At 69.7% G+C, this 14,648-nt stretch carries 15 protein-coding genes and 1 tRNA gene; 6 read left to right on the top strand and 10 right to left on the bottom strand.

The window, feature by feature from the left end:
- A complete protein-coding gene (locus ACFVHY_RS04185; protein WP_390268673.1) occupies positions 1–1,842 on the bottom strand; it encodes a hypothetical protein in 1,842 nt (613 codons plus the stop codon).
- A gap of 98 nt (positions 1,843–1,940) precedes the next feature.
- Between ACFVHY_RS04185 and ACFVHY_RS04180 the strand changes: the two genes are divergently transcribed.
- Together ACFVHY_RS04180 and pgi are read left to right on the top strand one after the other, a co-directional pair.
- Positions 1,941–2,300, top strand: coding sequence for a chorismate mutase (locus tag ACFVHY_RS04180; protein WP_033203695.1), 360 nt, complete (start codon positions 1,941–1,943; stop codon positions 2,298–2,300).
- Positions 2,301–2,405: 105 nt separating this feature from the next.
- A complete protein-coding gene (pgi, locus tag ACFVHY_RS04175) occupies positions 2,406–4,103 on the top strand; it encodes a glucose-6-phosphate isomerase (RefSeq protein WP_390268670.1) in 1,698 nt (565 codons plus the stop codon).
- A 108-nt stretch (positions 4,104–4,211) separates the two neighbouring features.
- On the opposite strand, the gene ACFVHY_RS04170 is transcribed toward pgi, so the two are convergent.
- From ACFVHY_RS04170 to ACFVHY_RS04155, 4 genes are all read right to left on the bottom strand, one after another.
- The gene (locus ACFVHY_RS04170) at positions 4,212–4,745 is read right to left on the bottom strand and encodes a hypothetical protein (RefSeq protein ID WP_390268667.1); all 534 of its coding nucleotides are present in this window, start codon (positions 4,743–4,745) and stop codon (positions 4,212–4,214) included.
- A gap of 19 nt (positions 4,746–4,764) precedes the next feature.
- Positions 4,765–5,301, bottom strand: coding sequence for a hypothetical protein (locus ACFVHY_RS04165; RefSeq protein ID WP_390268664.1), 537 nt, complete (start codon positions 5,299–5,301; stop codon positions 4,765–4,767).
- A gap of 66 nt (positions 5,302–5,367) precedes the next feature.
- The gene (locus ACFVHY_RS04160; protein ID WP_390268660.1) at positions 5,368–6,111 is read right to left on the bottom strand and encodes an SDR family oxidoreductase; all 744 of its coding nucleotides are present in this window, start codon (positions 6,109–6,111) and stop codon (positions 5,368–5,370) included.
- 53 nt (positions 6,112–6,164) lie between these two features.
- Positions 6,165–7,055, bottom strand: a complete 891-nt coding sequence (locus ACFVHY_RS04155; RefSeq protein WP_058251551.1) for a DNA-formamidopyrimidine glycosylase family protein — start codon at positions 7,053–7,055, stop codon at positions 6,165–6,167.
- Positions 7,056–7,080: 25 nt separating this feature from the next.
- Here ACFVHY_RS04155 and ACFVHY_RS04150 point away from each other — a divergent pair, with 25 nt between their 5' ends.
- Complete coding sequence (locus ACFVHY_RS04150; protein ID WP_058251552.1) at positions 7,081–7,821, top strand: 3'(2'),5'-bisphosphate nucleotidase CysQ; 741 nt, start codon at positions 7,081–7,083, stop codon at positions 7,819–7,821.
- A gap of 9 nt (positions 7,822–7,830) precedes the next feature.
- A complete protein-coding gene (locus ACFVHY_RS04145) occupies positions 7,831–8,580 on the top strand; it encodes an ABC transporter permease (RefSeq protein WP_390268656.1) in 750 nt (249 codons plus the stop codon).
- A gap of 91 nt (positions 8,581–8,671) precedes the next feature.
- Here the strand turns inward: ACFVHY_RS04145 and cobF are convergent, their stop codons facing one another.
- From cobF to ACFVHY_RS04130, 3 genes are read right to left on the bottom strand one after another with little or no spacing between them, the layout of a single operon-like run.
- The gene (gene cobF, locus ACFVHY_RS04140; protein WP_390268653.1) at positions 8,672–9,433 is read right to left on the bottom strand and encodes a precorrin-6A synthase (deacetylating); all 762 of its coding nucleotides are present in this window, start codon (positions 9,431–9,433) and stop codon (positions 8,672–8,674) included.
- A gap of 2 nt (positions 9,434–9,435) precedes the next feature.
- Complete coding sequence (locus ACFVHY_RS04135) at positions 9,436–10,245, bottom strand: SDR family oxidoreductase (protein ID WP_068972458.1); 810 nt, start codon at positions 10,243–10,245, stop codon at positions 9,436–9,438.
- A 30-nt stretch (positions 10,246–10,275) separates the two neighbouring features.
- On the bottom strand, positions 10,276–10,500 hold the full coding sequence (locus ACFVHY_RS04130) for a hypothetical protein (RefSeq protein WP_078113410.1): 225 nt from the start codon (positions 10,498–10,500) through the stop codon (positions 10,276–10,278).
- A gap of 82 nt (positions 10,501–10,582) precedes the next feature.
- On the opposite strand from ACFVHY_RS04130, the gene ACFVHY_RS04125 reads away from it, so the two are divergent.
- Positions 10,583–11,545 carry a GlxA family transcriptional regulator gene (locus tag ACFVHY_RS04125; protein WP_390268649.1) on the top strand — a complete coding sequence of 321 codons (963 nt, stop codon included), beginning with the start codon at positions 10,583–10,585 and terminating at the stop codon, positions 11,543–11,545.
- Between the two features lie 45 nt (positions 11,546–11,590).
- Here ACFVHY_RS04125 and ACFVHY_RS04120 read toward each other — a convergent pair.
- Positions 11,591–11,666: transfer RNA gene (locus ACFVHY_RS04120), tRNA-Arg, on the bottom strand.
- 82 nt (positions 11,667–11,748) lie between these two features.
- Entirely contained in the window at positions 11,749–11,964 is a 216-nt protein-coding gene (locus ACFVHY_RS04115) for a hypothetical protein (protein ID WP_288812978.1), read from the bottom strand.
- Positions 11,965–12,061: 97 nt separating this feature from the next.
- On the opposite strand from ACFVHY_RS04115, the gene ACFVHY_RS04110 reads away from it, so the two are divergent.
- On the top strand, positions 12,062–14,557 hold the full coding sequence (locus ACFVHY_RS04110; protein WP_390268645.1) for a LuxR C-terminal-related transcriptional regulator: 2,496 nt from the start codon (positions 12,062–12,064) through the stop codon (positions 14,555–14,557).
- Positions 14,558–14,648 lie beyond the last annotated feature (91 nt).

Here is a 14,648-nt window from a genome sequence, read left to right as displayed (position 1 = left end):
TCAGCCGCCCGCGAAGCGCGCCTCGGCGGCCTCGCCCACCCGGCCGGCGCCGGTGTGCAGCCGCAGCCCCGGCGTCAGGGGCCGCAGATCGACGTGGTCGCCGCCACCGTTGATCCGGACATACACCGACCCCAGGCCCGCCCGGACCGGTGCCCGGACCGCTTCCCCGTCCGCGAGCGCGATCTCGATCTCGCCGTCCCGGGTCGCGCAGTAGCTGAGCGCGATCGTCCAGGGCCAGGAGAAGAGCGGACCGTCGAGTCGCAGTCGGGTGGGTCCGTCGACCTCCGGGGTCCGGCAGGTCCCCGCCCCCGCGTAGATGCTGCGACGCTGCGTCACGCCGCCGGGCACGAGATTTCCCGCGGTGTCGAGCACGAACAACCGGTCGGTGGCCACCCCGAAGTCGGGCCGGGGTTCCACGCGGCCGAAGATGCGGCTGACCTGGTTGTCGGGGTAGACGAAGGGTTGCAGGATCTCCAGGGGCACGGACTGGTCGAGCATGGTCACGCCGCCCGGCCCCTGCGTCGCCGCGTCGTGTAGCGATGCGGTCGCGGTCTCGAGGTAGTCGCCGGTCGGGTTGTCCCGCCACGACGAAGAGAACGAGACCAGCGACACCAGTGCGGACACCACGACGAGCGCACCGACGACGGACGCGAACGCGGGCAGCGCGGCCGACCGCTCCTCATCGCGCCCGGCCTCGGCGTCGGACGTGCGCGCATGCCGTCCGCCCACGTCGGTGGTCCGGGCCGGCGCCGCGCACAGCAGGGCCAGAGCGATGGTGAACACCAGCGCCGTGTCCGGGAGATAGCGCATGTGCTGGGCGAGTTCGATCGCCGTCTGCGGGCTCGACCGGTTCCACATCACCGGGATCTGGGCGGCCACGGCGTAGATCAACGCGCACACGACGATCGCTGCGCCGCCGCGCTTGCGGGCCACCGCCCACCAGGTCACCGCGGCCAGCACCAGCCAGCCGCCGACGATCATCCACATCTGTGGGAAGCCGGTCGGCGGACTCGGCGTCCACCGCTCCCATTCCCACGGCCCGCCGACGAGCGACGGCACGATCGCATCGGTCACCGACCGCCAGACCAGGCGCGCGGTCTGCGCCACCGAATGCTCACCCGACGTCGGGTCGGTAATGATGAAGTACACCGCCACCCACGACGCGGCGACGACGGTCAGCGCCAGCCACAACTCCCGGGCGGCCCGCAGCGTCGCCGTCGTCGCGCGGGGACCGCCGTTCGCGAGGACCGCGGCCACCAGCGCCACCGGGAGGATGAACAACGACTTCTCGAAGAACGCCAGCGCGATCAGGAAGACGATCGTCGAGCGGACCCACACCAGCCGGCGTCGCGCGTCGTCGACGTCACCGCGCGCGAGGCGGACCGCGTCGGCGACGATCCACGCCATCGCCGCCTGTAGGGGCAGGGTGTTGAGGCCGGCCGCCCACCAGGCGAAGGCGGGCACCGTCATCGGACTGAACAGATAGAACGCGAGCGCGACGAGTGCACCGATGCGGGCGCGCGGCGCGATGACCCGCACCATCCGCCACACCGCCACCGACGCGATCGCCTGCATCACCACGAGCATCAGCGCCGGCAGCGCCCAGTTCAGCGGCGCCAGCCACGTGGCCACCCCGGCGAGCAGGAACGCCGCCGGCATGAAGTGCCCGTCGTGACTGTGGCCCAGATACTCCCAGGACACGATCGGGTTCGACGACGCGCGTGCCACGAGGACCAGATCGTCCCAGTAGAAGTTGCCCGTCGCGACGAGCCAGCCCCGGATGATCAGCTGACCCACGATCAGGGACAGGGCGACGAGGGACACCATCCGAGCATTGGGCATGCGCTCCAGTTTCCATGTGCCGCGAGCGGCGTCGTGGTCGGGTCGGGTGACTCGGCCGCGTGCGGGTCGTCGCGGGGCGTCGTGGCAAAATCGGGCGCGTGACCGACCGCAGCCCCAGCCCCGGCGCTCAGGACCCCCGCCCGTCCGGCGGCACGTCGTTCGAGCACTCGATCGACCTCGACAAGTACGAGCTCTCGTCCGAGGTCGGCGACCTGCCCGACGACATCGACCAGCTGCGGCTCGAGATCGACCGGCTCGATGCCGTGATCCTCGCCGCGATCAAGCGCAGGTCGGCGGTGTCGAAGAAGATCGGTGCCGCACGCATGGCCTCCGGCGGCCCTCGTCTGGTCCACAGCCGCGAGGTGAAGGTGCTCGAGCGCTTCCAGGATCTCGGCCAGGAGGGGCACACCCTCGCGATGCTGCTGCTGCGTCTGGGGCGCGGACCACTGGGCCGCTGACCTGCCGGCCCGTGGGACACCGTCGACGCGGTGATCCGGTAAGGCCTGCGCGCCACGTGTGACGACCGTCGCGGGCACGACGCCGAGCACATAAGGTGGGTGGTCATGAGCACCCAGGCACCTGGCAGCGACTTCACCGGCACCGACCACGGCGACATCACCGCGACGCAGTCCTGGCAGGCGCTCGCGGCTCATCAGCCGCATGTGTACGCCATGCACCTGCGTGAAGTGTTCGCGATCGATCCCACGCGCGGGCGCGAACTCACCGTCGACGTCGGCGATCTGCACATCGACTACTCCAAGCACCGGGTGCTGCGCGAGACCCTCGAACTCCTGATGAGCCTGGCCCGCGAGGTCGGCCTCGAGGAGATCCGCGACGACATGTTCGCCGGCGCCCACATCAACACCTCCGAGGACCGCGCCGTCCTGCACACCGCGCTGCGCCTGCCGGCCGATGCGACACTGACCGTCGACGGCCAGGACGTCGTCGCCGACGTGCACGAGGTCCTCACCCGGATGGGCGAGTTCACCGACCGCCTCCGCAGCGGAGAGTGGAAGGGACACACCGGAAAACCCATCACCGACGTCGTCAACATCGGCATCGGCGGCTCCGACCTCGGTCCGGTGATGGTCTATCAGGCGCTGCGCCACTACGTCGACGCCGGGATCCGCTGCCACTTCGTCTCCAACGTCGACCCCGCGGACATGGTCGGCACCCTCGCCGACCTCGACGCCGAGACGACACTGTTCATCATCGCCTCGAAGACCTTCACCACTCTCGAGACACTCACCAACGCCGCCGCCGCACGCACCTGGCTCCTGCAGGCACTCGACGCCGACTCCGACGCCGTGGCAAAGCATTTCGTCGCCGTCAGCACCAACGCCGCCGAAGTGGCGGAGTTCGGCATCGACACCGACAACATGTTCGGCTTCTGGGACTGGGTCGGCGGCCGGTACTCGGTGGACTCCGCGATCGGACTGTCGGTGATGGCGGCGATCGGCAAGGAACGCTTCGCGGAGTTCCTCGACGGCTTCCACCTGGTCGACGAGCATTTCCGCACCCAGCCCCTCGAACGCAATGCGCCGGTCATCCTCGGCCTGATCGGCCTCTGGTACAACAACTTCTGGGATGTCGGTGTCCGCGCGGTCCTGCCGTACAGCAACGACATGGCCCGCTTCGCCGCCTACCTGCAGCAGCTGACGATGGAGTCCAACGGCAAGTCGGTCACCGCCGGCGGCCACCACGTCACCACCGACACCGGCGAGATCTTCTGGGGCGAACCGGGAACCAACGGCCAGCACGCCTTCTACCAACTGCTACACCAGGGCACACGGATGGTGCCCGCGGACTTCATCGGCTTCGCCGAACCCACCGACGACCTGCCGACCGCCCCCGACGGTTCCGGTTCCATGCACGACCTGCTGATGAGCAACTACTTCGCCCAGACCAAGGTGCTCGCCTTCGGCAAGACCGCCGACGAGATCGCCGCCGAGGGCGTGCCCGCACATGTCGTGGCCCACAAGGTGATGCCGGGCAACCGCCCCACCACCTCGATCCTCGCCCCCCAGCTCACCCCGTCGGTGATCGGCCAGCTCGTGGCGCTCTACGAGCACCAGGTCTTCGTCGAAGGCGCCATCTGGGGCATCAACCCCTTCGACCAGTGGGGCGTCGAACTCGGCAAGACCCAGGCCAAGGAACTGCTCGGCACCATCACCCGACCCGAAGCGCCTGACACGCACGACGATTCGTCGACCGACGCACTCGTCGCGTGGTACCGGGAACGGCGCGGACGGGCGGTCTGAGGGGTTTCGACAAGCTCAACCGGCAGGAGGGCGACTCAACCGGCAGAAGGGCGACTCAACCGGCAGAAGGGCGACTCAACCGGTGGAAGGGCGACTCAACCGGCAAAATCACTTCCAGTACTCGTCGTCGAAGACCTCGTCGGGGATCTCGTCACCGGGCTCCACGCCCAGAGCCTGGATGCGGCCCATGATCGCGGCGGCGGTCGCCACGAAGGTCACGAGATCTGTTGGCTCCACGTCACGTTCGGCGGGATCGCCGCCAAGGAATTCATACAGGGTCGGTGGCACACAGGCCCCCATGTCGAGCGCGCGGGTTCCGGTGGCCTCGCGCCAGGCGTCGAAGCTCGCCACGTCGACGGCCTCGGCGACCTCACCGGTCCGGATGGCCTCGGCGACCTCGTCGACGGTGGCCAGTCCACCCGACATCCCGCTCGACGGGTCGAAGCCGAAGACCGTGTCGGCGGAGGACGCCTCGTCGTCGGTGAGGGTGAAGTAGACGACGCCTCGCCAATCCGAACCCAGCGCTTCGATGTCGGGGCGTTCGAAGATCTCGCCGAGCAGTTCGCCGACCTGATCCCGCTGTCGAGCACCGAACACCTGAAACGCGCCCGAGGCCACCACTTGTCCCTGCTTGTTCGCCACGACGGCCACCTTACGCAGGTCAGTCGTCGACACCGAGGACGACCACGCGCCCCGTCGTCAGCGACAGGTACACGGTCGCCCGCCACTGTGATGTGGAGAACGCACGGTCGAGGGCGGGCCCGCCGACGTAGCCGCCGGGCGGCACCAGGTCGCGCATCGCGCCCGCCACCGACTCGGGCGGGGCCACCGGATCGGCGTCGTACTGCCCCGCCCACGCTGCTGCGCGCTCGGTACCAACGTGCACGACCGCGTCGAACCAGTAGGTGGATGGTCCAGGAACTCTGTCCGATGAGTCGTCCCCGAGAGTGCCGGCCGCCCAGCCCTCGACCACCGATCCCAGCAGGATCGGGAACCGTCTGACCACCGGTCGCTCGTCGCGCTGCGGTCCGGCGGTCACAACCTTCGTCAGGGGCGGCGTCGCCGACGACGAGGCCGGCGGCGAGAGGATCGGATCGCGATCGAGCGGTGCCGCCGGCGCACATCCCGCGAGACCGCCGGACGCCGCGGCGCACGCGGCGAGAACGGCCGCCAGCTGCGCAAACCGGTGAACACGCATTCCGTGACGGTAGCCCGTCGCCGGGGGTGAACGCGGAACATCCACTGTCTGAACGAACTACACAGGTCAGACCAGTCGGCGGCTGACCGACGCCGGCAGATGTTTCAGCGCCGCGGCGATCGGCGTCCACGGCCACGCGGGCACCGGAGCCCAGTCCTTCTCCGCCTCGATCGCCTTGACCAGCGCATCGACACCCTTGTCGGTCTCGACCATCAGGGACGTCTTCACGCCTCGGTTGATATCGGTCTCGATGTAGCCCGGCGCGACCACCGACACCGTGATCGGCGACGACGCGAACTCGGCCTGGAGTCCCTGCCCCAGCGCCGTCAGCCCGGCTTTCGACGCCGAATAGGCGGCCTGCGCCTTGGGCATGCCGCGAACACCCGAGATGGAGCTGATCAGCACGAGGTGCCCGGCGTTCTGCGCACGGAAGATCTCCAGCGCCGCCTCGGCCTGGGCCAGCGCGCCGACGAGATTGGTCTGCACCGTCTCGATGTTCGCGGCGGCCTTGCCGGTGCCGAGGGGCGCGCCCTTGCCGAGTCCGGCGTTGACGATGACCCGGTCGAGCCCGCCCAGACCGTCGGCCAGCCTCCCGAAGACCTCGGGGACGGCGTCCACGTCGGTGACGTCGAGCGTCGCGACCTCGACCTGTCCGGCGGTGGGCCGCAGTTCGCCGGCCAGCGCGTCCAGCTTCTCGCGGCGGCGCGCCGCGAGGGCGAGCGAACGTCCCTGGGCGGCGAAGCGTCGGGCCATGCCTTCCCCGAGCCCCGAACTCGCACCCGTGATGAGAATCCTCTGCCGTGTCGTCACGAGGACCAGGCTACCGGCCGGTAAGTTCTGCCTTCCCGGCCGCGCGGCGCGACCTACTTCAGCAACCGCGACATCCGACGGTCCGCCAGCACCTTCCCGCCCGTCTGGCACGTGGCGCAGTACTGGAAGGACCGATCCGCGAACGACACCTCGCGGACGATGTCGCCGCACACCGGACACGGCAGGCCGGTGCGGGCGTGCACGCGCAAACCCGTGCGCTTCTCGGACTTCAGCCGCGCGACGGCCTGCCCCTCCAGACGCCCGGTCGCGTCGGTGAGCACGCCGCGCATGGCGTCGTAGAGTGTCGCGACCTGGTCGGCCTTCAGTGTTTTCGACGACGCGAACGGCGACAGGCGTGCGGTGTGCAGGATCTCGTCGGAGTAGGCGTTGCCGATCCCGGCGATGGTGTGCTGGTCGGTGAGCACGTTCTTGATCCGGCCGGTGGTGCCGGCGAGGATCTCGGCGAACTGTTCGGACGTCAGCTCGAGCGCGTCGGGTCCCAGACCGGCGATCCGTTCGACGTCGGCGAGGTCGCGGACCAGCCACACCGCGAGTCGCTTCTGCGTCCCGGCCTCGGTGACGTCGAACCCCTCACCGGGTAGGCCGCAGTGCACGCGCAGGGCGATCGGGCTCTTCCCGCCCGGCCGCAGGGGTTTGGGCGACAGGTCCTCGCTCCACCGCACCCAGCCCGCCCGCGACAGATGGATGACCAGCTGCAGCAACGGCTCTGACGCAGTGGCCGCCGAACCGGGAATGGTACGGATGACCAGGTACTTCCCCACCCGGCCGACGGATTCGACGATCCGGTCCATCAGCGCCGTGTAGGGCGGGTCCGCGGTCTTCAGCACCGACAACGACGCGACGTCGACCCGGCGGATCGGGAGTCCGGCCGCACGGCCGTCGACGTAGTCGGCGATGGCGGCCACCTCTGGGAGCTCAGGCATGCCACCAGTGTGCTCTAGTTGTGGGATGAACTCCCGACTTTCCGACGCCGAGCTGGCCGCCCGGATCGCGCAGGGAGCCGGCGAAGTACTCCTCGGAATCCGTTCGGGCGACCTGCTCGGCGGCGCGATGCTCGGCGATGTGGGCGATGCGCTTGCGCAGGCGTGGATCTCGACGGTGCTCCGTAAACACCGGCCACGCGATGCGGTGCTGTCCGAGGAAGCCGCCGACGTCGGCGACCGGGCCACCGCGTCGCGCGTGTGGATAATCGACCCCCTGGACGGCACAAGGGAATTCGCCGGCGGCTCGTCGGACTGGGCCGTACACGTCGCCCTGACCGAGAGCGGGATCGTCACCGAGGCGTCGGTGTCGCTGCCCGCGACGGGTGAACTGTTCCGTTCCGACACCGTCGCGGAGACCACCGGCGAACTGACCCGGCGTCTCGTCACCTCCCGGTGGGGCGGCTCGTATGAGACCAGTTACGTGGCGAACCGACTGGGTCTGCAGATGGTGCCGGTCGGTTCGGCCGGCGCGAAAGCGATGGCCGTCGTCCGCGGCGATGCCGATGCCTATGTCCACGCCGGCGGTCAGTACGAGTGGGACAACGCGGCGCCGGTGGGGGTCGCCCTGGCGGCCGGACTGCACTGCAGTCGCCTCGACGGGTCGGAGATCGTGTACAACAACCGGCATCCGTACATGCCGGACTTCGTCATCTGCCGCAGCGAGATCCGCGAGGAGATGCTCGGCGCGCTGCGTCAGATCTGGTGAACTGAACCGGTGAACGGCATCGGCGACGCGGTGGTGCGCACCGGGCCCGCACTGGTGGTGGCCGTCGTACTGCTGGCCGTGGTCGCCGTGCTGGTGAACCGTCGGAGCGGACTGGCCCGGGAGACCGTCGTCGCCACGCTCCGGGCCGGCGCGCAACTCGCGGCGCTTGCTGCCGTGCTCGCCGCCGTCATCCCGCACCTCTGGGCCTCGGCGCTGTTCGTCGCGGTGATGGCGACCGCCGCGTCCTGGACCTCCGCCCGACGCGTGCGACCGGGGGGTCCCCGCCTGGCGGGAACCGCGTGGTGTGCCGGGCCGGTGGCGGCGCCGACGATCGCGATCGTCACCGCTCTGGTGGCAGTCGGTGTGCTTCCTGCCCGCGGCATCGCCGTGATCCCCACTGCCGGCATCATGCTCGGCGGCGCGATGGTCACCGCCTCGCTCGCCGGACGCCGGGCGCATGACGAGCTGTCGGTCCGCCGCGGCGAGGTGGAAGCCGCGCTGTCGCTCGGCTTCGACCCGCGGGACGCACGGATGGAGATCGCCGGCCCGCCCTCGGCGACCGCGCTCGTCCCCGGCCTCGATCAGACGAAGTCGGTGGGACTCGTCACGATCCCCGGCGCGTTCGTCGGCATGGTCCTCGGCGGGGCCTCGGTATGGGCGGCCGCGGCGATGCAGATGTTCGTGCTGATCGCCTTGCTCGCAGTGAGTTCCATCGCGATGCTCGTGACGGTGGAACTGGTGGCGCGCGAGCACCTGTGACACCACCCCGCTCCTAATTCGAAAGAACGCCCTGCCCCTGCTCCCTGAGGAGCGCCCGGAGCTTGCGGAGGGCGCGTCACGAAGGGTCCAGCTAGCGGCGAGTCTTGCGCAGCAGATAGATGTCCATGATCCAGCCGATCCGGTCCCGGGCCTCGGCGCGCGCTTCGACGATCCGGTCCGTCACCTCACCGACCTTGCCGCTGATCAGGATCTCGTCCTCGGTGCCGACGTAGGCGCCCCACCAGATGTGATCGTCCGGGTCGGCGGTGTGCCGGAAGGTGAGGTCTGCGTCGAGCATCACGATCTGATTCGCGTCGGCGCCCGCGGGCGTCTCCGCGAGGCGTCGGCCCGTGGTCGTGTAAATCGGTTCGCCGACGCGATTGGCGACGACGCCGTGGGCCGCCGTGAGCGCGCTCGCGCTGGTCACGCCGGGGATGACCTCGACAGCGAGTTCGAGGTCGTCGCGGGCGGCGAGATCGTCGACGATCCGCAGCGTGCTGTCGTACAGGGCGGGGTCGCCCCAGACGAGGAAAGCAGCCACTCCTCCGTCGCCGACCTCGTCGCGCAGCGCACCGGCGATCAGCTCGGCGCGCGCGGCGTGCCAGCGCCGGACCTCGGCGTCGTAGTCGGCCGGTTCCCGGTCGCGTGGCGGATCGGGGATCTCCACCAGCGAATGCCCTTGTCGCGCATGCTCGTCGAGGATGGCGCGGCGTGCGTCGAGGAGGCCGCTCTTCGCCGCGCCCTTCTCCAGCGCGAGGAAGGCATCGACGTCGGCCATCGCGTCGATCGCCTGCAGCGTGATCTGACGCGGACCGCCGGGCCCGATCCCGATGACTCGCAAGGTGAGTCGCACGGTCAGATCTTCACCTTCGGGAGTCCGTGCTTGCGCGCGGTCATGTCCAGGATCAGCTGTCGCGGCGCGAGACGCCGGAGCAGGAAGACCACTCCCGCCTGATTGCCCTTGGCGTAGAACGGCTTCGGATGCTCGGCCAGCGCGGCGTCGACAATCTGGGTGGCCATGCTCGCCGCACTGATGCCCGCGTCCTCGTTGCGCCGGGTGGCGGCGGCGAGCGTCTCGTACTCGGCGCGATAGGGCGAGTCGTCGCCGATGTGAATGCTGCGGCGATCACCGATGCCGGTGGCGATCGTGCCGGGTTCGACACTGATCATCCGTATCCCGTACGGCGCCAACTCGCGTCGCGACGCGAGCGCGAAAGCCTTCAGCGCCGACTTGGTCGCGGCGTAATTGGACCGGAAGGCGACCGGGAAGCTGGACAACATCGACCCGACCATCACGACCGTGCCCCGGCGCCGGAGACGCATGCCGGGCAACACCGCCTTGGTCAGCGCGATCGGCCCGAAGACGTTGACTCGGAACAGATCTTCGACGGCCGCCATCGAGGTGTCCTCGAGCGCACCGGCCTGGGACTCGCCGGCGTTGTTGATCAGGATGTCCACGTCGCCGACGAGGGCCGCGCAGGACTCGGCGGATTCGTAGTCGGCGTTGTCGAGCCGGACGTAGGTGACGCCCTGAATCGGGTTGCGCACCGAATCCGGATTGCGGGTGGTGCCGTAGACCCGGTGTCCCCTCGCGACGAACTGGCGGGCGACCTCGGCCCCGATGCCACTGGTCGCGCCGGTCACGAGGACAGTCTGTGAACTCACGACCGCAACGGTAGCGCAGCGGCCGGTGGGTCAGATGAGCTTGTCGTACCGGCGGGTGAGGATGCTGAGTTCCGCGGCGACCCGTTCGGTGTCGGGACCGTAGGGGCGCCTCGGATTCCGGGTGAACCAGTCGGCAATCCGCTGGCCCGGCGTCCGCTGGCCGACGGGGGTACGTCGAGCGGTGAGACTCAGCAGTCCGGCTGCGCCGGCAACCGAGGCGACCACGACAAGGGCGAGAACGAAGAGAAGTGTCATGGCAGTTACCCTTCGCCCACATCGATTCCGCCACCAGTGGCAGCAGGGCCAATGTTCGCAAATTATCTGCCATACTGGTCAGGTGCTGCACTCCGTTGGTGTCCTCCTGTACGGACACGTCGCGCTCTTCGAATTCGGTGTCGTGCACGAGGTGTTCGGCCTCGACCGCACCGACGACGACGTCCCCGCCTTCGACTTCCGGGTCGCCACACCGGACCCCGATACCGCGCTGGCCGTCGGCAACGGGGTGTCGATCCAGGTGTCGCACACCCTGGACGAGTGCCGCGACGTCGATCTCGTCGTCATCCCCGGCGGAAGGGTCAGCGGCGACTACCCCGTCGAGATCCTGGACACCATCCGTGCGGTCGTCGACAACGGCGGACGTGTCCTCACCGTCTGCTCGGGCGCGTTCGTCGCCGGTGCGGCCGGACTCCTCGACGGCCGTCGGTGCACCACCCACTGGCGCTACGGCGACCATCTCGCGCGCATGTTCCCCCAGGCGCAGGTCGACACCGACGTCCTCTTCGTCGACGACGGACCCGTGACCACGAGCGCCGGCACAGCTGCCGGGATCGACGCGTCGTTGCACCTGGTCCGCGAATCCTGGGGACCGGCCGTCGCCAACCGCATCGCGCGGCGCATGGTCGTGCCGCCGCACCGCGACGGCGGACAACGCCAGTTCGTCGAGGCCCCGATGCCGGCGTGCACCGACGAGGGCTTCGGATCGCTCCTGGCCTGGATGACGGCCAACCTCGACCGCGACATCAGCATCGACGACTTGGCGTCCCGGATGCACATGTCCGGACGCACCTTCGCGCGCCGCTTCGTCGACGAGGTCGGCATCCCGCCTCGCCGCTGGCTGACCGAACAGCGAGTGCTGTCGGCGAAGAACCTGCTCGAGACGACAAGCGCAAGTGTCGACGAGGTGGCACGCCAGGTCGGCTTCACGTCGGCGACGCTGCTGCGACACCATTTCGCCGCGAGTGTCGGCGTCTCACCGCTCGTCTACCGTCGGCGGTTCGCGAAATCCGGCGCGAGTTCCTAGACCGAAACCCCGCCAGACGGGACCCGCGCAGTGGAACGGCCAGGCTGGTGCCCTCGGTAGGATTCGAACCTACGACCTACCCTTTAGGAGAGGGTTGCTCTATCCCCTGAGCTACGAAGGCGGACCGCGAAGAGCCCGCGGTGGCGCGGCTCCCCGACAGCGGGAGTCTACGCGAGCGACCTCACCCGGCCACACAACACACCTCAGATGGTGAAGATCGTGTAGTTCGTCCCCTGGCGCCGGTTCTCGGCACGCACCCGACCAACGAACACGACCGCGAGCCCGCCCGCCGCCAGCGCACCGACCCCGGCGATCAACGCCGACTGCCCGCTGTTCCAGGTGAGGGCCAGTCCCGCGCCGACGATGCAACCGATCGCGCAGAGTCCGGCACACACCATGAGAATCATCATCTTCTTCATGACGGTCACCCTGCTGGACGGCGGAACGGGTGTCATGATCAATTGTTGATCAACCAGAAGCCCGAACCGGAAACGCCTTCGAGGAGTACGGACACCCATGACCGCCGATCGCCGAGCCGTCGCGTTCAGCACGACGCCGGTCGTGGCGCTGCTCGACGCCGACGGCCGGCCGGTTCCGCTACGCCCTGCCGCACATCGAGCGCTCGTCCTGCTGCTCCGGCACCGGCATACCGGCATCACCCGCAAGGACCTGGTTGCCGGGATCTGGCCCGGGACGAGGCCGCAACATCCCGACGCCGCTTTACGGACCGTCCTCAGTCGCCTCCGCGAACGCCTTCCCGCGGACTGCCTGCACCAGACCGACGGTCGCATCCGCCTCGCCGGGCTGGCCGGCCCCGGTCTGGTTCCGCCGCCGTTCGTCGGGCGCGACGCGGAAATCCACGAGCTGACCCGTCTGCTCGACGCACACGATGCGGTGCTCGTCACCGGATCGTTCGGCGTCGGCAAATCCCGGCTCCTCGCGGAGTTGTCATCTCGCGAGGGCAGGCAGCCGTGGCGCCGCGAGATCGTGACCGTACCGACGTCACTCCACGCGCTCCACGCTCGTTCTGGCGCAGATGATCCCGTCGAGGCGCTACGGCGGGACCTGATCGCCGGGGAACAGCTGCCGACCCTCGTAATCGCCGACGACATCCACCGCGCCGACCCCACCGTCCTCGAGTTCCTGATGGCGCTGACCGATCTGGGCCCGGTACGACTCCTCGCTGCGGCGCCCACCGAAGATGCCGTGCCCGAATCGATCACGAGACATCTGCGGACCAGCCGATGGGCGAACCTCGCGCTGGGGCCGTTGGACGGTTCGGCGTCGGCCGTCCTGGGACGCATGATCGGCGCCCGATCGGACGTCGCTGCCGCGGCGGGGAACCCCGAGCTGATCTGCGCCCTGGCGCGCGAGAACGAGCCCGGACGCGGTGTCGTCGATGCCGTTCGCCGCCGGTTGTCCGCTCTCCCTCGGGACTGCGCCGACACCCTGGCGCTCGTCGTCCTCGAAGGTCTGCTGGACTGGGAGTGCATCGCCCGTCTCGACGCACTGGAATCGATCACCCTCCTCGAGGACCACGAGTTCGTCGCCACCGATGCGACGGGCGCCCGCCCGGTGTCCGCGCTCGTCGCCGGCGCGGTCGAGCGGTCGGTGACGCCCGCACGCCGTCGGCGATTCGCCGAACGTCTTCATGCGGCCGCCACGACACCCGTCATGCGTGCCACCTGGGGCCTCGACGTCGGCGAACCGGTGTCCTCCGCAGACCTTCTGGCCGCCAGCGCTTTTCACCTCCGATCGGGCGATCCCGACGCGGCCGAACGATTCGCCGGCTCCGCATGGGCATCGGCACCGAACCCCGACACCGGGTTCGCGTGGGCGCACGCACTCGCGCTCGGCACTCGGCCCGGCCACGAGATCCGGTCCCGACTCGCCGGGATACGCGCGACCTCTCCGCTCGATACGCCCACGATCGCCGTCGCCGCCGCAGTCTCGACCTTTCTGAAAGATGCGGATCCGGACGGTGCGAGACGACAACTGCGGACGATCCGCGGACAGAACCACCCGCTCGCCCAGGTGGCCGAAGCCCTGGTGGACACCTACACGGGCCGGCCCGACCCCGAGACTCCTTGGCACGTACTGCGGGAGAGCGCCGACCCGGTCGCGCGCGGCGCCGCGTGGGCCGCGTGGTTTCTCGCGTCCGATCTGGCCGGGGACCCGCACCTCACCACCCGGCTGCCGGACTCCGGGCGAATCGCCGCGGAAGGGCTGGCGGACGCGCAGCTCCACGCGATGCGCGCCCGCGCCCTGCTCTCGAGCGGCGACCCGGACCCGGCGAGGCGGCAACTCGCGCTCGCCGCGTCGACGACATCACTCGGCGACCTCCGCATGCGCGCGTGGCTCGCGACCATCCGCTCCGAGCTGCACTTCGAGGACGCGGACTTCCCCGCCGCCGCGACTCAGGCCGGCCGTGCCGCCGGTCTTCTCGCCAGGAGCGGACACCGCAGCGACGAACGCATCGCCCGGCACTGGCTCGCGCTGACCCTGGCGGCTTCCGGCGCCCTCGACGATGCCGAGGTCGCGCTCGCCGATGCCGAACGGTTGCCCGCTGCCGCGGTCATCGGCGACCACCACGGCGACGCGGCCCGCGCTCTGATCGAATGGGACCGCGGCCGACCCCGAACGGCTGCCGAATGGGTCGCCACCGGTTACGACCGGGCGGCACGGCACGGGATCGCCGATCCGGTGTCGCTGTGGGTGGTCGCCGGACTGGTGGCGCCGCCGGGCCACCTCGCCGCGTTCCACACCGCCACCGCCACGACGGCACGTGCGCGGATCTTGCGGCAGCTCCGCGATCGCAGATCCTCGGACCCCCGGCTCGCCGGCCTGACCGGTCGTGAACGCGAGGTGCTGCGTATGTATGCGAGACGACTCACCGCCGACGAGATCGGCGCCGAACTCGGGCTCGCCACGACGACGGTGCGCAACCACGTCGCCCGGAGCTTCCGCAAGCTCGGCATCGGGAGCCGGCGGGACATCCCCGACGATGTGTGACGCCCGGCGTCGTATTGCGAGCGCCGGTACGATCGACCCCGGGGCCGCGAACCGGACATTTCCGGCTGTGATCGTCACCACTGAGGACACC

The organism is Gordonia sp. NPDC127522, assembly GCF_042672305.1.
Classification (GTDB): Bacteria; Actinomycetota; Actinomycetes; order Mycobacteriales; family Mycobacteriaceae; genus Gordonia; species Gordonia hongkongensis.
Note: the sequence above shows the minus strand (reverse complement) of the source record. Positions and strands in the feature narration are given on the sequence as shown.